The sequence below is a fragment of the Actinomadura sp. WMMB 499 genome (genome assembly GCF_008824145.1).
Lineage (GTDB): Bacteria > Actinomycetota > Actinomycetes > Streptosporangiales > Streptosporangiaceae > Spirillospora.
This window is the reverse complement of the sequence record NZ_CP044407.1, coordinates 3,282,084-3,300,149: the sequence shown is the minus strand read 5'-3', so window position 1 is coordinate 3,300,149 and position 18,066 is coordinate 3,282,084. Positions and strand designations below refer to the sequence as shown.

The 18,066-nt window shown below is 72.8% G+C and carries 19 protein-coding genes; 9 read left to right on the top strand and 10 right to left on the bottom strand.

What is annotated here, in order from left to right:
- Window positions 1–4: 4 nt before the first annotated feature.
- Complete coding sequence (locus F7P10_RS14355; RefSeq protein WP_218040495.1) at window positions 5–481, top strand: siderophore-interacting protein; 477 nt, start codon at window positions 5–7, stop codon at window positions 479–481.
- A 176-nt stretch (window positions 482–657) separates the two neighbouring features.
- On the opposite strand, the gene F7P10_RS14345 is transcribed toward F7P10_RS14355, so the two are convergent.
- From F7P10_RS14345 to F7P10_RS14335, 3 genes are read right to left on the bottom strand one after another with little or no spacing between them, the layout of a single operon-like run.
- Window positions 658–1,032, bottom strand: coding sequence for a hypothetical protein (locus F7P10_RS14345; protein WP_218040494.1), 375 nt, complete (start codon window positions 1,030–1,032; stop codon window positions 658–660).
- Between the two features lie 54 nt (window positions 1,033–1,086).
- A complete protein-coding gene (locus tag F7P10_RS14340) occupies window positions 1,087–1,272 on the bottom strand; it encodes a hypothetical protein (protein ID WP_151009802.1) in 186 nt (61 codons plus the stop codon).
- 57 nt (window positions 1,273–1,329) lie between these two features.
- Window positions 1,330–2,589 (bottom strand): MFS transporter, encoded by a 1,260-nt coding sequence (locus tag F7P10_RS14335; RefSeq protein ID WP_151009801.1) that lies wholly within the window; start codon window positions 2,587–2,589, stop codon window positions 1,330–1,332.
- 137 nt (window positions 2,590–2,726) lie between these two features.
- On the opposite strand from F7P10_RS14335, the gene F7P10_RS14330 reads away from it, so the two are divergent.
- Window positions 2,727–3,146 carry a MarR family winged helix-turn-helix transcriptional regulator gene (locus F7P10_RS14330; RefSeq protein WP_151009800.1) on the top strand — a complete coding sequence of 140 codons (420 nt, stop codon included), beginning with the start codon at window positions 2,727–2,729 and terminating at the stop codon, window positions 3,144–3,146.
- 15 nt (window positions 3,147–3,161) lie between these two features.
- Here the strand turns inward: F7P10_RS14330 and F7P10_RS42325 are convergent, their stop codons facing one another.
- The 3 genes from F7P10_RS42325 to arfB all read right to left on the bottom strand — a co-directional run bounded on the left by F7P10_RS42325 (window position 3,162) and on the right by arfB (window position 6,086).
- The gene (locus F7P10_RS42325; RefSeq protein WP_176611468.1) at window positions 3,162–4,019 is read right to left on the bottom strand and encodes a transporter substrate-binding domain-containing protein; all 858 of its coding nucleotides are present in this window, start codon (window positions 4,017–4,019) and stop codon (window positions 3,162–3,164) included.
- Window positions 4,020–4,054: 35 nt separating this feature from the next.
- Complete coding sequence (locus F7P10_RS42320; RefSeq protein WP_176611467.1) at window positions 4,055–5,497, bottom strand: hypothetical protein; 1,443 nt, start codon at window positions 5,495–5,497, stop codon at window positions 4,055–4,057.
- A 163-nt stretch (window positions 5,498–5,660) separates the two neighbouring features.
- The gene (arfB, locus tag F7P10_RS14320; protein WP_151009798.1) at window positions 5,661–6,086 is read right to left on the bottom strand and encodes an alternative ribosome rescue aminoacyl-tRNA hydrolase ArfB; all 426 of its coding nucleotides are present in this window, start codon (window positions 6,084–6,086) and stop codon (window positions 5,661–5,663) included.
- 78 nt (window positions 6,087–6,164) lie between these two features.
- On the opposite strand from arfB, the gene F7P10_RS14315 reads away from it, so the two are divergent.
- Window positions 6,165–6,986, top strand: coding sequence for an oxygenase MpaB family protein (locus tag F7P10_RS14315; RefSeq protein ID WP_151009797.1), 822 nt, complete (start codon window positions 6,165–6,167; stop codon window positions 6,984–6,986).
- A gap of 176 nt (window positions 6,987–7,162) precedes the next feature.
- Here F7P10_RS14315 and F7P10_RS14310 read toward each other — a convergent pair whose 3' ends face one another.
- The gene (locus tag F7P10_RS14310; RefSeq protein ID WP_254716603.1) at window positions 7,163–8,281 is read right to left on the bottom strand and encodes a S1C family serine protease; all 1,119 of its coding nucleotides are present in this window, start codon (window positions 8,279–8,281) and stop codon (window positions 7,163–7,165) included.
- Between the two features lie 393 nt (window positions 8,282–8,674).
- Between F7P10_RS14310 and F7P10_RS14305 the strand changes: the two genes are divergently transcribed.
- From F7P10_RS14305 to F7P10_RS45420, 4 genes are all read left to right on the top strand, one after another.
- Window positions 8,675–9,406 (top strand): response regulator transcription factor, encoded by a 732-nt coding sequence (locus tag F7P10_RS14305; RefSeq protein WP_254716766.1) that lies wholly within the window; start codon window positions 8,675–8,677, stop codon window positions 9,404–9,406.
- The gene (locus F7P10_RS14300; protein ID WP_151009794.1) at window positions 9,403–10,959 is read left to right on the top strand and encodes a cell wall metabolism sensor histidine kinase WalK; all 1,557 of its coding nucleotides are present in this window, start codon (window positions 9,403–9,405) and stop codon (window positions 10,957–10,959) included. Before F7P10_RS14305 ends, F7P10_RS14300 begins: the two co-directional genes overlap by 4 nt.
- A 401-nt stretch (window positions 10,960–11,360) precedes the next feature.
- Entirely contained in the window at window positions 11,361–12,656 is a 1,296-nt protein-coding gene (locus tag F7P10_RS14295) for an NF041680 family putative transposase (protein ID WP_218040273.1), read from the top strand.
- Between the two features lie 88 nt (window positions 12,657–12,744).
- The gene (locus F7P10_RS45420) at window positions 12,745–13,032 is read left to right on the top strand and encodes a LysM domain-containing protein (RefSeq protein WP_151009793.1); all 288 of its coding nucleotides are present in this window, start codon (window positions 12,745–12,747) and stop codon (window positions 13,030–13,032) included.
- Window positions 13,033–13,154: 122 nt separating this feature from the next.
- On the opposite strand, the gene def is transcribed toward F7P10_RS45420, so the two are convergent.
- Window positions 13,155–13,685 carry a peptide deformylase gene (gene def, locus F7P10_RS14285; protein WP_151009792.1) on the bottom strand — a complete coding sequence of 177 codons (531 nt, stop codon included), beginning with the start codon at window positions 13,683–13,685 and terminating at the stop codon, window positions 13,155–13,157.
- Between the two features lie 64 nt (window positions 13,686–13,749).
- Window positions 13,750–14,817, bottom strand: a complete 1,068-nt coding sequence (locus tag F7P10_RS14280; protein WP_151009791.1) for a DivIVA domain-containing protein — start codon at window positions 14,815–14,817, stop codon at window positions 13,750–13,752.
- Window positions 14,818–15,089: 272 nt separating this feature from the next.
- Between F7P10_RS14280 and F7P10_RS14275 the strand changes: the two genes are divergently transcribed.
- The gene (locus tag F7P10_RS14275; RefSeq protein ID WP_151009790.1) at window positions 15,090–15,614 is read left to right on the top strand and encodes a gamma carbonic anhydrase family protein; all 525 of its coding nucleotides are present in this window, start codon (window positions 15,090–15,092) and stop codon (window positions 15,612–15,614) included.
- A gap of 50 nt (window positions 15,615–15,664) precedes the next feature.
- On the opposite strand, the gene F7P10_RS14270 is transcribed toward F7P10_RS14275, so the two are convergent.
- The gene (locus F7P10_RS14270) at window positions 15,665–17,530 is read right to left on the bottom strand and encodes a helix-turn-helix domain-containing protein (RefSeq protein ID WP_151009789.1); all 1,866 of its coding nucleotides are present in this window, start codon (window positions 17,528–17,530) and stop codon (window positions 15,665–15,667) included.
- 167 nt (window positions 17,531–17,697) lie between these two features.
- Between F7P10_RS14270 and F7P10_RS42315 the strand changes: the two genes are divergently transcribed.
- Window positions 17,698–17,838: a hypothetical protein gene (locus F7P10_RS42315; RefSeq protein WP_176611465.1), complete on the top strand. Its 141-nt coding sequence runs from the start codon at window positions 17,698–17,700 to the stop codon at window positions 17,836–17,838.
- Window positions 17,839–18,066 lie beyond the last annotated feature (228 nt).

The following is an 18,066-nucleotide window of genomic DNA, read 5'->3' as shown; positions in this document are numbered from 1 at the left end:
CGTCGTGGCCCGGACGAACATCAACTCGACCCGCGTCAAGCCGGAGTCGGCGGAACTGCTCACCCTGTACGTGCTGCGGCGCGAACGGATCTCGCCGCACTTCGCGCGCGTGACGCTCGGGCACGGGGACATCGACCGGTTCGTCCCGATGGGCTTCGACCAGTGGTTCCGGCTGTTCATCCCCGTGCCGGGCGGTTCACTCGACCGGGCGCCGCGCAAGCTGACCACCGGCTCCTACCTTCGCTACATGACGGTGTCGAAGACCGAGCGGCCCGTCCTCCGCAACTACACCGTGCGCGCCTTCCGCCCGGACGGCCCGGACGGTCCCGAGCTCGACGTCGACCGCGCCCGTCCCGCCCGTCCCGCCCGTCCCGTCCGTCCCGTCCGTCCCGTCCGTCCCGTCCGTTCCGGGCCTCGGGGGCACTCGGCCGGGCGCCACTGCTCGGCGGGCGCCGCGCCCGTGGGAGCGGCCTGCCGATAAGCGCGAGCGGCGTGAAGAAGCCGACCTGCCCGATCGCCATGGCCGGCGTCGCGAGGGCCTTGCCGTCGTAGTGCTCGGAGGCCCGCGCGTACAGCTCGTCGGGACTCGGCTTTCGAGCCGTCCACCGCACTGGCGAAGGGCGACCGCCGGATGTGACCGGCTCCCGCGTTCGGTGGTCAGCCGAAGCCGAGTCCGACGTCTTCGTCGAGGCAGCGCCGCAGGACGGCGATCAGTCGGCGGAGGTCCTCGACGCGTCCGCCGAGGACGTCGGGATCGTCACCCGCGGGCGGCCGCCGGGCGATCTCCTCCAGCCGGGGGAGCATGGCGGCGCACTGGGCGGGCGTGAGGTCGGGGCCGCCGTCGTCCGGGTGGTGGAGGAGCGGCGTCAGCGTGGTGGAGACGCCGGTCCACGGACGGTCGCCGCCGTAGCCGTGCATCTCGGTGAGGACGAACCCCTCGGCCTCGGCCAGCCACTGCCGGAACATGTGGAAACCGCTGTAGGACCACGAGACGTCCAGGCCGGGCACGTCGCCGTCGTTCGGGTAGAGCATGATCCCCACCCCGTCATCCTGGCCCGCCCGGAATGAACGGTCTACGGGTCTTGGTCACTGTTCGGGCGTGTAGCCGCAGTGATCCGGGCCGCACTCGCTCTCGTGGTCGCGGCCCCAGAGGTAGGTGTCCCGGAGGCCCTTCGCGGCCAGGTGGCGGATCTCGACGAACGCCTTGGCCGACAGGAGCGCGGCCACCTCCCGGTCGCGCCGCGTCTCGCGGGGCTCCGCCAGGCGGATCATCGAGGCCGCCCCGGAACCGGGACGCGCTCGAGGCGGTCGATCTCGTCCACCGTGCCGTCACCCGGCGGGGAAGCGTGCGCGGTCATGCCCGGAATCGTAAGGTTCGCCCGCTCGGGACGGCTCGACGGTCCGGTCCGTCCGGGGTGTCGCGGGCACCGGACGGCCGGCCCGGCGGGCGGCTCGGGCCAGGGTGCCGGCGAGCACGGCGATGGCGAGGCCGGTGGCGCCGAGGGCGCCGCCGATCCAGGACGGCGAGGTGTAGCCGAGGTCGGCGTCGATCGCCAGCCCGCTCAGGAAGGGCCCGAGGGCGTTGCCGAGGTTGAAGGCGCCGATGTTGGCGGCGGACGCGAGCGCGGGTGCGCCGTCGGCCGCGTTCAGCATCCGCGTCTGCAGCGGCGGCACCGACGCGAAGCCGATGAACCCGAACAGTGCGACCGTCACGACCAGCGCGACCCGCGAGTGCGCGGTGAACCAGAACGCGAGCGACACGACCGTGATGCCGCCGAGCGTCCCGTAGATCGCGGGCATGAGGGCGCGGTCGGCGAGCCGTCCGCCGAACAGGTTGCCGGCGACCAGGCCGACGCCGAACAGCACCATCACGAACGGCACCGCGCCGCCGTCGAAGCCCGCGACCCGGGTGCTGATGGGCTCGATGTAGGTGTAGACGGCGAAGACCGGTGCGTAGCCGATCGCCGTCATGCCGAGCGCCAGCCAGACCTGCGGCCGCGCGAAGGCGGCGATCTCCTTGCGCAGCCCGGCGTTCGCCGGGCGCGGACGGGCGGGGACGAGCGCCGCGAGTCCGGCGAACGCGATCACGCCGATCGCGACGATCGCCCAGAACGCCGCGCGCCAGCCGAGCTGCTGGCCGATGAACGCACCGGCGGGCGCGCCGAGCACGTTGGCGAGCGTGACCCCGGTGAACATCAGCGCGATGGCCCGCGCCTTCCGGTCCGGCGCGACGAGCTCCGCCGCGACGACCGCCCCGATCCCGAAGAACGCCCCGTGCGTCAGCGAGGCCACGATCCGTCCGGTCATCAGCACGCCGTACGTGGGGGCGAGCGCCGACAGGACGTTCCCGGCCAGGTAGAGGGTCATCAGCCCGAGCAGCATGGTCTTGCGGGGCAGCCGCGCGCCGAGCGCGGTCAGGACGGGCGCGCCGACGGTCACGCCGAACGCGTACGCCGACACCAGCAGCCCCACGGCCGGTACCGACACGCCGAACTCGGCGGTGAGCTGGGGGGTGAGCCCCATGGTGACGAACTCGGTGGTCCCGATGCCGAAGGCGCTGATGATCAGCGCCAGCAGTGCGAGCGGCACGACGGTTCCCTCCTCGGATACAGTCGTAAGCACGTGCAATAGACCGCGTGTGGCGGTAGTTGCACACGACGATACTTGCAGACGCGTGCTATCTCACCATGCATATATGGTGCGGGCAACGCGGGGGAGTGTGAGGCATGTCACGAGCACAGGGCTGGCGGCGGCTGGCCGCCCTGCACGACCGCATCGAGGACCGCATCGAGCGCGCCCTCCAGGACGCCCACGGCCTGAACGTGAACGAGTACTGCGTCCTGCACCTGCTGTCCCAGCAGGGGGACGACCACATGCGGATGCAGCAGCTCGCGGCCGCCGTCGTCCTCAGCCAGAGCGCCACCACCAGGCTCGTCACCCGCCTGGAGGACCGCGGGCTGCTCGCCCGCTACATCTGCCCGACCGACCGGCGCGGCATCTACACCGACGTCACCGAGGCCGGGCGCGCGCTGCTCGGCGAGGCCACCCCCACCCACGACGCCGCGTTCCAGGAGGCGATGGACGAGGCGGCCGAGCACGCCGAACTGGCACCGCTCGTCCGGGCGCTGGACGCCCTCCCGTCCTGACCGCGCGGGCCCGCGTCAGGGGCAGCCCTCCAGCTGCGGGACGGTGGTGGGGAGTTCGAGGCCCGAGGTGGCGAACCACTGGTTCAGCATGGTCGTGGCGGCGCCGTTCTGGTACATCCCGGTCAGGATGCGGTTGACGGCGCGGCAGCCCTCCCGGTCGCCCTCGCGGAGGCCGATCCCGTACTTCACGTCGGTGAACGGCGCGTTGAGCACGGTGGTGCCGGGGACGGCGCCCGCGAGCCCGGCGAGGACCAGGTCGTCGGTCGAGACGGCGTCGAGGCGCCCGGCGGCCAGTTCCTCGGCGCATTCGCGGTAGGAGCGCGCCGGGACCTCCCGCCCGTCCGGGGCCGGGCCCTCGGTCAGCTCCCGCCACGAGCCGGAACCGGCGACCCGGCAGAGCCGCTTGCCGGCCAGGTCGCCGATCCCGCCGATGGACGGGTCGTCCTGCCGGACGAGGACGTCCTGATGCGCGAGGTAGTACGGTCCGGCGAACGTCATCCGCTCCTTGAGCTCCGCGGTGACGGGGACGGTCGCGACCACCATGTCGAGCGTGCCCTCGCGCAGCGCGCCCGCGGGGTCGGCCGAGGCGAGGCGCCGGAACGTCACGTCCGCCGGGGCGACGCCGAGCCGTCCGGCGACGTAGGTGGCCACGTCGATCTCGAAGCCCTCCCGCTCGCCGCCGGCGGTCCGCGCGGACAGGCCCGGCAGGTCGTCGTCGACCCCGATCACCAGCTCGTCCCGTCCGGTGATCGACTCGGGCTCGCCGGCCCGCACCAGGGGCACGAGCACCAGGGTCAGCAGCAGGAGCAGGACGGCCAGGCCCGCCAGGGCGGCCGTCCCGGCGAGGGTGAGGGTGCTGCGGGCGGTGCGCACGGTCGTCTCCTGTCCGGTCGGCGGCTCGGCGGTGCTCAGCGGTACTCCGCGAGCCGCGGCCGGATCCCGGCCACGATCAGGGCCCCGACGGCCACCGCCGCGACCGGCGGCAGCCAGGTCATCGGACCCAGTGCCCGCTCGCCCCGCGTCGCGGCGTGCACCCGGCGGTACTGGTGGTGGCCGATCCGGGCGTCGAGCTCCCGGTCGTACGCGCGGAAGGCGGGATGCGGCAGGTTCCGCCAGCGCGGGTCGAGGTGCGCGCTCGCGGCGGCGTCCGGGCGGCCGTCCCCGACCAGTTCCCGGACGGCCCGGTCGTGGTCCTGGTAGCGCTGGTAGGCCGACAGCAGCGCGCCGAGCCCGCCCGCGCGGGCCGTGCCGCCGCGCGCCCGCTCGCCGAAGTACCCGTCGAAGTCGACGGTGCCCGCGCCCCCGGCCCAGCGGGCCATCCCGCGGTCCAGGTTCCGGTAGTAGGCGTCCAGATCGTCCGCGTCGTCCAGGTGCAGGATCGCCTGCGACTTGTCGAGGTAGCTGTTGTCGTAGCGGGCGGCGCGGTCCGGGTCCAGGATCTGGCGGGCCCGGTCGGTGTCCATGCTCGTGCCGAGCGCCTGGACGCGGGTCAGGCGCAGGACGGGATCCAGCCCCGCCGTCTTGGCGGCGCGCATGTGGTCCGCTTCGGTGGCCAGCCACGACGCCACCGCGACCGTCAGCACCAGCGCGCCCGCCAGCGCCCCGGCCAGCGGGACGGACAGCAGCCGCCGGAACCGCCGGGCCAGGTATACCTGCAGGCTCCCGACCGCCGCCAGCAGCGCCAGCCCCGCCCCCAGCACCCGCAGCCGCCCCGCGAGGACGGCCGAGTGCTCCTCCCGGTACGCGGCGCCGACGTCGGCGGCGCTGTCGGTGGCCAGGTTGGACGCCCTGGGCAGCAGCTCGCGCGCCATCAGCGCGGTCGCCGTCCGGTACTCCCGGAGCGCCTCCCGCGACAGGGCCGTCCCGGCGCCGTCCGCGCGCTCCCCGGAACCCGTCGCGTCCATCGCCGCCTGCACGTGCCGGTCGTACTCGTTCAGCCCGTTGAGCAGGGCTTGGACGGTGCGGAGCCGCACCGGGTCCGTCCGTGCGAGCCGCGCGGCCGACAGCGCGGCCCGCTGGGCGTCCTCGCGCCGGATGTCGTAGGCGTACCGCGCGCCGCTGCGCTCGCAACCGGTGCCCGCGACCTCGGGGGCGCACAGCCACCCGGCCTCGGCCCCGGTCAGCAGGGTCCGCGTCACCTGCGCGTCCATCTCGGTGAGCGCGAGGTACATGTCGCCGATGCTCTCCGCCGTCGCGCCCTCGCCCTGGCCGAGCGTCCGCACTCCCGTGCGCGCGTCCCGCGCCGCCAGGCCGGCCGAGACGACCAGCACCACGAGCGCCAGCAGCGCCAGGGCGGTCAGGGCCCGGACCCGTCCAGCGACGGTGCCGACCCTCGGCAACCTGACGAGCACGGCGCCCCCCTTTCGCGCGACGCGGGGATCGGCCATCCAGTCTCGGGGAGATCGACCGGAATGAGCAAGATCGTCGCCATGCCCGGAAGCGGCCGCCGCCCGGCGCGGAGCCTGCCCGCGGCCACGGCGGCCCCGTTCGTCCTGCGGCGGGGTGGTCGCCGGGTCAGTCCCAGCGGCGGGAGCGCTGGCGCTTGACCTCCGAACGGCGCTTCTTGTTCTCCAGCCGCCGCTCGTTGATGCCGCGCGGGATCTTCTTCGGGACGCGCTTCTTCGGCGGGGGTGCGATGGCGTCGGACAGGACCGAGGCCAAGCGCGCGCGGGCGGCGTCACGGTTGCGCACCTGCGAGCGGTACTCCTCCGCACGGATCGTCAGGACGCCCCGGACGAGCCGTCCCGCGAGCCGCTCGAGGGCGCGGGAGCGGTAGGGCTCGGGCAGGGACGGCGACGCGGCGATGTCGAAGGAGAGTTCGACCGCGGTCGCGCTGGTGTTGACGTGCTGCCCGCCCGGTCCCGAGGAGCGGGAGAAACGCCAGCTCAGTTCGGTCTCCGGGATGGAGACCGGACCGCGGATCGGGATCGAGTCGGACATGCGGGTGATTATCCCCACTCCCCGGCGATCCTGTCTCCGGGTTTTCCCGCATGCAAGTACTTACTTACACTGATCGCCATGACCGAGGGACTGTTCCGGGACGAGGACCTGATCCGGGTGATCACCCGTGAGGGCGTGCTGATCGCGGCGGGCGGGGCGGCGTCGCTGCTGCAGACCGCCCACCCGAAGGTGGCCCAGGGCGTATACGACCACAGCTACACCGCCGACGATCCGCTGAGACGCCTTCAGAACACCATGGGGTGGCTGTACGCGGTGCAGTTCGGCACCAAGGAGGAGGCCGAGACGTTCAGCGCGCTCGTCTGGAAGGGCCACGAGCAGGTGACCGGCCCCGGTTACCGGGCGAACGACCCGGAACTGCAGGTGTGGGTGGCGGCGACCCTGTTCGCCGTGGCCGCGCAGTTCTACCAGGCGCTCTTCCGGAAGCTGGACGAGCGCGAACTCGAGGAGTTCTACGAGCAGACGAAGGTCTACGCGACGATCATCGGCTGCCCGGACGGCCGGATGCCGGAGACCTACCGGGACTTCCGCGAGTACTACGCCGGGATGCTGCGGACGATCGAGATCAGCGACGCGTCGCGGGCCGTCGCCCACCAGGTGCTGAACCCGAAGGTGCCGGCCGGGTTCCTCGCCGCGCCGGGCCTGGCGACGATCCGGCTGCTCACGGCCGGGCTGATGCCCGCGCCGATCCGCGCGCAGTACGGGTGGAAGTGGAACGCGGCCCGGCGGATCCGGTTCCGGCTGCTGATCGGCGCGCTGTCGCTGGTGTACCCGCGGCTGCCGCTGCGGGTGCGGACGATCCCCCGCGACTACTACCTGGCCACGACCCGCAAGATGCTCGCGAAGGTGCGGCGCGTGCCCGTGATCGAACGGGCGGCCTGACCGCTCCCGGACGGCCGACGGGCACAGGGACGGCCGCGCGACCCCGCTGGTAGGGGTCGCGCGGCCGTCCCGCCGAGGGCGCTCCCGGCCCGGCCCGGCCGTGGAACGTCCCCCTGCCCGCGGCGCCGCCCGTCCGCCCGCTCCCCCCAGAGCCTTGGCCGGACGGCGCCCGCGGGTCAGAGCGAGGCGTCCGTGATGATCTTGGACGCGGTGTCCTTCGCGCTCTCGACCGGGATCGCGAAGCCGAGCCCGATGCTGCCCGACCCGCCGCTGGAGGTGAGGATCGCGGTGTTGATCCCGATGACCTGACCCGACATGTTCACGAGCGCGCCGCCCGAGTTGCCCGGGTTGATGGGCGCGTCGGTCTGGATCGCGTTCTCGATCACCGTCTGCTCCTGCCGGCTGAGCTGCTGCCGCATCTCCGGCGGCAGCCACGGCGGCACCTCCTGCTGCTGGTCGCCGCCCTCGCTGACCTGCCGGCCCACCGCGCTGACGATCCCCGAGGTGACCGAGCCGTCCAGGCCGAGCGGGCTGCCGATGGCCAGCACCTGGTCGCCGACGGCGAGTCCCTCGGTGCTCCCGAACGTCGCCGGCTTCAGTCCCGAGACGTCCTGCGCCTGCAGGACGGCGACGTCGTTCGTCCGGTCGCTGCCGACGACCTGCGCCTGCGCCGTCCTGCCGTCGCTGAACTTCACCGACACCTGCCGCGCCCCGTCCACGACGTGCGCGTTGGTGAGGATCGTGCCGTTCTCGCTCAGCACGACGCCCGAGCCGCCGCTGCTGCCCGCCCCCGACTGCGCGGTGATCGACACGACGCTCGGCAGGACGGCCGACGCGACCGCCGACACCGAACCGTTCGACGCCGACGCGCCGGTGACGGCCGTGGGCGCGGAGCGCGCGGGTTCGTCGGTCAGCGCGATCGCCGCCGCGGCGCCCGCACCGCCGGAGCCGACGGCGAGCGCGAGCGCGGCGGCGCCCAGCGCGAGCGTCCGGCGGAACCCGCGCGGCCGCCGCGACCCGCCCGGCCCGCCCGGCCCCAGGGCGACCGGCCCCTGTCCGGGCGGGCCGAACCCGGCACCGGACGGCATCGAGAACGGCGCCGCGTAGTGCCCGTGCGGCCCGTGCTGAGTCCCGTACGGAATCCCGTGCGGCGGCGTCTCGCCGGCCGGGCCGACGGACGGCTCGCGGTGCGGGCCCGCCTGGTCCGCGGGCTCCGCGGGCGTTCCGGGCACCCCTCCGTGCGGGTGGAACGCGGCTCGTTCATGCTCCGACGGATGCGTCCGATCGCCGCTCATGTCATCCCCCTCGTGGTCTGTCACCCAAGAGACTGCGTCCCGGATCTGCATCCCGGCTGCAGCCGACCTGAAAGTGTCCTGAACGCCCGCCGCACGAAGAACCGCGGCCGAAGGGACGGCGGTGCGTCCCCTCGGCCGCGGCGGCGGGGCTGGCCAGGGCGCGCGACCCCCCGGTCCCCACCGGGGCCCGGGCGCGCCCTGTCCCTCCACTGAAGCGCGCGTACCTGAGGGTTCGCTGAACGCCGGCTCCCGATATCCCGTGCGCGGACGGCGCGTCCGGACGGAGGCGGGGGACGGCGCGGCGCCGACGCGCAGCGCGTACCCCGGTCACGTTCAGGGAGCATTCAGCTTCGGATGGGAACCTCTACCGTGATGGTGGAGGGAGACGTGTCATTGGTTGAACGGACGGCGGCGAGCGGCGGCCGGACGCCCGAGGCGACCCTGCTCGTCGTCGAGGACGAGCCGAACATCCTGGAACTGCTCGCCGGGAGCCTGCGGTTCACCGGGTTCGAGGTCCTGACGGCGACGAACGGGGCCGACGCGGTGCAGTCGGCGCGCCGGCACCGGCCCGACCTGATCGTGCTGGACGTCATGCTGCCCGACATCGACGGGTTCGACGTCGCGCGTCGGCTGCGCTCCGGGGGCGATCACACGCCCGTCCTGTTCCTCACCGCGCGCGACGCCGTGCAGGACCGCATCAAGGGCCTGACGATCGGCGGCGACGACTACGTCACCAAGCCGTTCAGCCTCGAGGAGGTCATCGCCCGCATCCGGGCGGTGCTGCGGCGGTTCCGCGGCGGGACGGCCGAGCCGCCGCCGCGCATGGTGTTCGCCGACGTCGAGCTCGACGAGGACAGCCACGAGGTGTGGCGGGACGGCCGGGCCATCCAGCTGTCGCCCACCGAGTTCAAGCTCCTGCGCTACTTCATGGCGAACGCCGGGCGGGTCGTGTCGAAGGCCCAGATCCTCGACCACGTGTGGAACTACGACTTCCAGGGCGACGCGGGGATCGTCGAGTCGTACGTGTCCGCACTGCGCCGCAAGGTCGACAACGTTGAGCCGCGGCTCATCCACACCCTGCGGGGCGTGGGCTACGTGCTGCGCGAGCCCCCGAAACCGGGATGACGACCGCGGACTCCGGCGGTCCGTACGGCGCGCACGCGGTGCGGCCCCGCGCCCGCCGGGGCGGATTCACCGGGCTCGGCCGGTTCTGGGGACGCACGTCGCTGCGCGTCAAGCTGATCTCCGGGATGATGGTGCTGGTCACCCTCGGGATGACGGTGATGGCGGTCGCGGGCGCGTCGGTGCTGCGGCAGTACCTGGTCAACCGCTCCGACGAGCAGCTGCACGCGTCGATGGAGCGGACGATCGACCAGGTCCAGCCGTTCCTGGAGCGCGGGGTCCGCAACATCGAGCTGCGCATCCCCAGCGAGACCTACGGGGAGGTCCGCACCAGCGCCGGCCGGGTCCTGGACCGCAGCGCGGCGCTCGACGAGGGCGGCTACCCGCGGCTGCCCGCCGACGTGAGCGGCCGCCTGGGCGAGCCGTTCACCGTCCCGGGCGCGGGCGGCTCGGGCTCCGGGTGGCGGGTGCTCGCCGAGCCGATCCCGGGCGGCGGCACGCTCGTCCTCGGGACCAGCATGGCGCAGATCGACCAGACCGTCCGGCAGCTCGTCGCGATCGACCTGATCGTCGGCCTGTCCGTGCTGGCGGTGCTGGTGGGCCTCGGGGCGTGGGTGGTGCGGGCCGCGCTGCGCCCGCTGTCGGACGTCGAGGCGACCGCCGGGGCGATCGCCGCCGGGAACCTGTCGCGCCGCGTCCCCGAGGGAGACCGGCGCACCGAGATGGGACGGCTGGGACGGTCGCTGAACAGCATGCTCGAGCAGATCGAGGCGGCGTTCCGGGCCCGCGCCGACTCGGAGGCGGCGGCCCGCCGGTCCGAGGAGTCGGCGCGCCGGTCGGAGGAGTCCGCGCGGCACTCCGAGGAGCGGATGCGGCGGTTCATCGCCGACGCCAGCCATGAGCTGCGCACCCCGCTCACCGCGATCCGCGGGTTCGCCGAGTTCTACCGGCAGGGCGCCGCCCGCAGCCCCGAGGAGCTCGGTCGGCTGATCGGCCGCATCGAGGACACCGCCGCCCGGATGGGCCTGCTCGTCGAGGACCTCCTCCTGCTCGCCCGCCTCGACCGGCAGCGGCCCATCGAGCGCCGCCCGGTCGACCTGCTGGCCGTCGCCGCCGACACCGTCCAGGAGACCCGCGTGCTGGCGCCGGACCGGTCGATCCAGCTGAGGGTCGGCGGCGGCATGGCCTACCAGGTCAGGGGGGACGGCCCGCGGCTGCGGCAGGTGCTCGGCAACCTGCTGACCAACGCGCTCGCGCACACGCCCGAGGAGACCCCGATCGAGGTGCGGCTGACGTCCGGGACGCTGCGGGACGCGCCCGCGGCCGTCCTCGAGGTCGCCGACGAGGGGCCGGGGCTGTCCGCCGAGGCGAAGGAGCGCGTCTTCGAACGCTTCTACCGCGCGGACGCGTCCCGGTCGCGGGAGGACGGCGGCACCGGCCTCGGCCTCGCGATCGTCGCCGCCCTCGTCGCCGCCCACGAGGGCGTCGTCGAGGCCGACTCGACCCCGGGCGAGGGCGCCACCTTCCGCGTCGTGATCCCCCTGGACGTCGACTAGCTCCCGGGGGCCGGGCTCAGGAACGGAAGCGCAGGACGACGTGCTCGAGTTCGGCGGGGCCGGTGATGTGCACCAAGGCGTGATCAACCAGGCGGGTCGCTTGAAATCGCCGTGGCAAATGCTTGAATGCCTTAGCTTGTTCTTTAACCTGGCCGGGGTCCTGGCCTGTGGGATTAGGCGTTCACCTGACATCAGGACGGCCTTGGCGTGATCATGTGCGCTGTTGAGGACGCAGTGTGATCACTACCAAGGCCGTGAGGATTGAGTCTGCTGGATGAGCGTGCCCGTGTCGATGCCCTGTCGGTGTTGTCCCGGTTCCGGGTCGGTTTTCATGGCTGTCTGACCGCCCGGGCGGACGCGCTGTTCGAGCGACCGACGCGCTGCTGTGCTCCGACGGGCCGGTGAGAACGCTGGTAGACCTGGCGTTGGCTCCCGAGCATCGGCGGGGGCACGGCGCACTGTACGACGGCTTGAACTGCGGCGGCCTGGACGTGGAGCGGTTCCGGATGTCGCTGGCCGCGCTGCCGTTGCCGCGGGCCGCCGATGGCCGGATCGTGCTGGCGGTCGATGTCAGCCCATGGCTGCGCTCGGACGCCCAGACGTCGGCGGAGCGCCTGTTCTGCCACGTGCACGGACGAGGCAAGAACGCAGCGCAGTTCGTCCCCGGCTGGCCGTACTCGTTCGTGGCCGCGCTGGAAACCGGCCGGACCTCATGGACGGCCGTCCTGGACGCGGTCCGGCTGGGCCCCGCCGACGACGAGACCGCGGTGACCGCCACCCAACTGCGCGGGGTGGTCGGACGACTGCTTGCGGCCGGGCACTGGCGGGACGGCGACAACGACATCCTGCTCGTCGCCGACGCCGGCTACGACGTGACCCGGCTGGCGTTCCTGCTGGCCGACCTGCCGGTCGAACTCGTCGGCCGGATCCGCTCGGACCGGGTCCTGCGCCTGCCCGCACCGCCGCGCCGACCCGGCACCAACGGCCGTCTACCCAGGCACGGCGGCGAGTTCGCGCTGAGCAACCCCGACACCTGGCCGCAGCCGCGGCACGCCACGACCACCCGGACCACCCGCTACGGCACCGCGACGGCCTCCTCGTGGGACCGGCTGCACCCACGCCTCACCCACCGCGCGGCATGGCTGGAACACGATGGCCGTCTCCCGATCATCGAGGGCACTTTGATCCTCCTGCGCGTCGAGCGGATCCCCGGCACCGGCGCCCCCAAGCCGATCTGGCTGTGGTCCTCACGCACCGGCGCCTGCCCGCAGCACGTCGACCGGCTCTGGCAGGCGTTCCTGCGGCGCTTCGATCTGGAGCACACCTTCCGGCTGTTCAAGCAGACCCTCGGCTGGACCGCACCCAAGTTCCGCACCCCCGAGGCCGCAGACCGGTGGACCTGGCTGATCATCGCCGCGCACACCCAACTCCGACTCGCCCGTCACCTCGCCGAGGATCTGCGCCGCCCCTGGGAACGGCCCGCAGCCGCAGGAAGGCTGACCCCGGCCCGGGTCCGCCGGGGGTTCCGGAACATCCGCGCGAAGACCACTCTCCCGGCCGGTGCGCCGAAACCCGGCAAACCTGGACCCGGGCGGCCACCCGGCTCCAAGAACCGGCGCCCCGCGCCCCGCCACGACGTCGGCAAAACGATCAAACGCGAGAAGACCCTTGCCGCCAGACTCGGGCAGCCGGGTTAAAGAACAAGCTTAGGCCAGATGTGGCCAGGTGACGGGGCCGCGAAGCATCTAAAATGTCAAAGACATTGGCGTTGAACAAGGGACTGATATGAAGCGGAAAACTGCCTTCACCATCTTCTCGCTGACGTTCTTCATGGGGTCGTCGACGGTGGGAGCGATGCCCGCGTTCGCCGAGACCACCGACGTCGGACCTGCTTCTTCGAACGTTCTCCGGGCGTGTTATTACTTCGTCAAATCCGGTGACACGGGTCGCGGAATCGCTGGCAAACTTGGCATCTCTTTCTCCACTCTCCGATCGCTGAATCCTGGAGTGAACTGGGACGCCTTGTATGTCGGGCAACGCCTGCGGGTGCCTGAATCCAGTTGCGACTGGTAGACGAGTTCGGCGGATATACCGTCAGCGACGTTAGTCGCCCAAGCCGCCGGATCGTCCTCCCGTAACGGCGTCGTCTCAGGCATCCGAGCTCGCTCGAGGGCTGTCCGGCCGTTCGGGGCGTGCTAGCCGCGGAGGGCCCGGATCGCGCGCATCGCCTCGCGGCGCGCGTCGCCGGACAGGACGTCGATGTAGACGCGGCCGTCCAGGTGGCCGCACTCGTGCTGCAGGCAGCGCGCGAAGTAGCCGGTCCCCTCGACGCGGACCGGCTTGCCCTTGACGTCCACGCCCTCGACGACGGCGTGCGCGAAGCGGGGGGTGTCGAACCGCAGGTCGGGCACCGACAGGCAGCCCTCGGACTCGACGAGCGTGGCACCGTCGGCGGCCGTCAGCACTGGATTCACGACATGACCGACATGCCGGCGGCCGCGATCGTCGTCGCAGTCGTAGACGAACACCCGCAGGCCGACCCCGACCTGGTTGGCGGCGACCCCCGCGCCGTTCTCCGCGTACATGGTGGCGAACATGTCGTCGACGAGGCGTTCCAGGGAGGCGTCGAAGGTCCGCACCGGGTCGCACTCGGTCCGCAGGACCGGGTCCCCGAGGAGCCGGATCGGGCGGGGCGTCCCCTCGCGCGTGGTGGTTCGCTTGCTCACCCGAAGATCCTATAGAAGGCCCGCGCCGGTACGTCCGGAGCACGTCCGGACGCACCGGCGGCGGTCACGCGGGGTCGACCGGGCCGCGCGGCTGCGGGGGGACCGGGCCGGGCTCGCCCTGCGGGCGCGGCGGCGCGGCGTGCTTGGCGAGCGGCGGCACCGGGACGTCCGGCAGCTCGGGCCCGATCTTGTGCACGGTGGGCTGCGGCGCGGGCTTCGCGGGCGCGTCCGGCGCGGACGGCGCGGCGGGCGCGGGCTGCGCGGGCTTGGCGGCGGCCGCCGGCGCGGCGGGCTGCTCGGCCGGCGCGGGACGGGCGGCGGCCGCCTCCGGCCGCTCGGCCTCCCCGCTCCCGGACGGCCGGTCGGCCGGTGCCGGTGCGGCGGCGGGCTTCGCGGCCGGCTTGCCGGACGCCGCCTGCTTGCGCGGGACCGCCTGCTTGACGGCGTCCTCGACCATCTTCTCCAGCGGCCCCGCCTCGTTCTCGGCGGTCAGCAGCCGGTGCAGGGTCTCGCTGATCTCGGTGAGCCGCTGCAGCGCCTGCGTGTGGTTCTTGGTGAGCGAGTTGAGCCGCTGCGTGGCGCCCTCGTTGATGACGCCGGCGCGGCGCTCGGCCGTGGTGAGCGTCCGCTCGGCCTCGACCCGCGCGGTCGTCACCGTCTGCTCGGCCTCCTGCTGGGCCGACGACAGCACCTGGTCGGCCTCCTTCTCGGCCGAGCCGAGCAGCCCCTCGGCCTTGTGCTGCGCGTTCGCGAGGTTCTTCTCCGCGTGCGCGCGGGCGTCGTCGATGATCCGCTTGGACTCCAGCTCGGCGTCCTTGCGGATCTCTTCGCCCTTGGCCTCGGCCTGGGACACCTTGTCCTGCGCCTCGTCCTCGGCCAGGTTGATGATCTGCCGGAGCCGGTCGGACAGGTCGTCCCCGGTCGGCTTGCGGGCCTCGCGCAGCTCGGCCATCTCCCGGCGGATGCGTTCGGCGTCGTCCTGGGCCCGCGCCAGCCGCGCCTCGAGCTCGCGGTTCTTCTGGTGCGCGCGGGCGATGTAGTCGTCGACCTGGCGGCGGTTGTAGCCGCGCATGACGATCTCGAAGGACTCGTCTTGGAGGAGGTTCGGCAGGATTTCGGCTTCGTTGCTCATATGCCTTGGGGGGTCGTTGGCGGGGGTATCACCCCGTCAGGGTCGGATGCGATCCTCACCCGCCGGTGAGCGGGCCCGCGGTAGAAACGTCAGGTATCGACTCTCGTCCGGACCCGCCGGTGCGCGCAACCGGAACGCCGTTCTTGCTGCCGTTTCTTTCGTGCGAGTAGGCCCGACAAACTATCTGATCTCGGGGTGATTCTCGCCTTCCTCGCGCCGTGTCGCGAGGGCCGTCCACAGGCCTGTGGACGGCCCCGCCTAGCATCGGGCGCATGAACTACGTGGGATCGCTGGGGACCGGCCGTCCGGACATCCACCCGGACGCGTGGGTCGCGCCCGGGGCCGTCGTCGTCGGACGGGTGAAACTGGGCCGCGCGGCCAGCGTCTGGTACGGGTCGGTGCTGCGCGGCGACGACGAGGAGATCATCGTCGGCGAGGAGTGCAACATCCAGGACCTGAGCTGCCTGCACGCCGACCCGGGGACGCCCGCCGTGCTCGAGGACCGGGTCAGCCTCGGGCACAAGGCGATGGTCCACGGCGCGCACGTCGAGACCGGCGCGCTGATCGGCATCGGCGCGATCGTCCTGAACGGCGCCCGCATCGGCGCCGGGACCCTCATCGCGGCCGGGGCCCTCGTGCCGCCCGGCAAGACGATCCCGTCCGGGGTGCTCGTCGCCGGGACGCCGGGCAAGGTCGTCCGCGAACTCCGCGACGACGACCGGCTCGTCCTCGAGCACACGTCCCGGATCTACGTCCAGAAGGCGCAGCAGCACCGCGAGGCCTCCTGGACGGACTGACGGTCGTTCCCGTGTGACCCGGTGGCCGCGGTGGTGCCCTGATGGCCGGGCTATCCGGCGGCCTTGCGGGCGGTGTCGGAACTCCCGTTTCGAGGGCCGGGACCTTCGGTCTCGAGGCCGACCCCCTCCCAGGTCAACCGGGTTGCGCACGGGGCGGAGTCGATGCGGCGGGCGATGACCCGGACGGTCCGGGGAGTGCCTGGCAGATCCGCCGAGGACAAGAAGCGGTAGTGGCTGTCGCGACGGGTGTAGTGCAGGGTGCCGGTGTCGATCGAGCGTCCGTCCGCGTAGAGCGTGTACTGCACCTTGCCCCAGCATGAGGTCCGGTCGGCTCCGCCGTTCCGGGCTTCCAGCGTGCCGCTGAAGGCGGTGACGGTGCCGGGGGTTCGAGGCTTCCAGGTGGTGTCGATCTCTTTGCCCGGCACGAGCGTCCAGGCGACCGCGTCCAGGTTGCCTCCGTTGTCCACCAGGTCGGGGTGGTCCCCCTCGGCGTAGGCGAGTTCCACGTCCGGCCCACCCCAGATCGCTATACAGACGACCAGGATGACCACGGCGACGATGGCGAGGACCACCAGGCCGCCGATGACCGTCCCGACGGTCACCGCCGTCTCGCGCAGCGTGTGAAGGAGGCCGGGCTTCGGGGGATCCTCATCGAGGTCCTCGGCGTCGACGCCCTCGTCCTCGGAGACGGCGGTGTCGACCAGCTCTCCGGCTCCCTCGGTATGCGTGGGCGTCTCGGAGCGTTCGGCCGGGACAAGGGGGTTGTCCGTGCGGGCAGGAGGGATGTCCGTGCGGGCAGGAGGGATGTCCGTGCGGGCAGGAGGGATGTCGGTGCCGGTAGGAGGGTTGTCGGGGGTTGTCGGAGGGGTGTCGGCGGGGATGAGCGCGATCGCGGGAAGGGTGCCGAAGCCGGGTGCAGCGGGCTCGTCATCGACGTTCTCCGCAACCGCGTGCCGGGGCGGGGTGCGGTCGTCGGGAGCGAGCCCGTCCAGGCCGCGGTCGAGTTCGTCGAGTTCGTCGCCGGTGTCCTCCAGCAGCTCCTGAACGCCGTCCAGGAGCTCATCGGCGATCGCCTGATCGTGCCGGTCCATGAACGAGGTGGTGGCCGGCACCGTCCGGTCATCGTCCTGCTCGTGCCCGTTGGCGGTTCCGGTGGGATCGGCGGCCTGGGCGTCCACGCGTCGGCGCGCCTGGATCTCCTGGAAGGCGGCTTTGTCGATCAAGAACCGGGTGCGGCCCATCTGCTCGTGGACCTGGGCCAGTTGCGCTTCGGCGCGTTCACGGCGGGCCTCGGCGGCGGCCAGCCGCTCGCGGACGTCGCGGAGCTGCTGCAGTTCCCGCTCGGCCGCCTGGCGGGCGGTGGTCTCGGCCTCCAGGCGGCCGCGCAGCGCGTCGCGTTCGGCGACCAGGTGCTGCGTGGCGGTGGTCAGGCTGCCCAGCAGGAACTGCAGCGCGCCGATCGTGTGCTGCTGCCGGTCGGCCAGCGCGTAGGCGCGGTCGAGATACCCGCTGGCGCGCTGCAGCGCGAGGTGGGGTTCCCGTTCGTCGCGGCGGGGCGCCGGGACCGCCGGGTCGGCCGGTTCGGCCACCCGGCGGGCGGGGGCGCCCGCCTGATCCCACAGCCGCTTCGCCCGGCCCAGCATGTGGTCCCGGGCGGCCTGGTCCGACCGTACGCAGGCGCGGACGAACTGATCGACGAACTCCCACTCCGGACGGTGCTCCCCGTTGATCCGCTCGCTGATCGCGTCCCGTCCGTAGTGCACGGACCCGTCCTCGGCCAGCGACCGCAGCGAGGAGCCGGTGCCCTCCATCAGGTTCCGCAGGAACTGCGCCAGCTCGCGGACCTCGACCCACTCCCCGCGCAACTCCCCGCGCGGACGACCGGGCCTCGCCCGCCTGGGCCGGTCCTGATCCATCGCCCTCCGCTCGGTCGCTGTCGGTCGGCCAACTGACCGTCAACCAAGGATGTCGGGACTTGTCCTCGCGCTGAACAGAGACACGAACACAGGCCAAATATGGACAACCGCCTCCGTGGAATCAGATCGGTGCCAGCACCCGCACCGACCCCTCCAGGAGAGCGGCCATGAACCACCGCACCCGGCCCGCCACGTCCCCCGACGAGGCCCGCCACTTCAAGATCAAGACCCGGCTGGAGGTCGCCCGGCTCGCGCTGTGGGCGTTCTGCCACAACGCCTGGGAGGCCTTCCGCACCCTCACCCACTGAGCAGGTCCGGACCGGGCCTGCACACACGGACCCGCCGTCACGCGCCGATACCGCGAGGCGGCGGGTCCGAACCGTGTAGCCGCTTGCAGCAGGGCGTCGACCGGCGTCGAGGGGCGGGCGGCCCGGCAGCGTGTCGGGTGGTGCGGAGGCGTGCCGTCTGTGGAGACCCTCGCGGAGGCCGCCGAAGCACGAGGGAAGCCGAGAAGGTACCTTGCCGGCCCGTGGAGC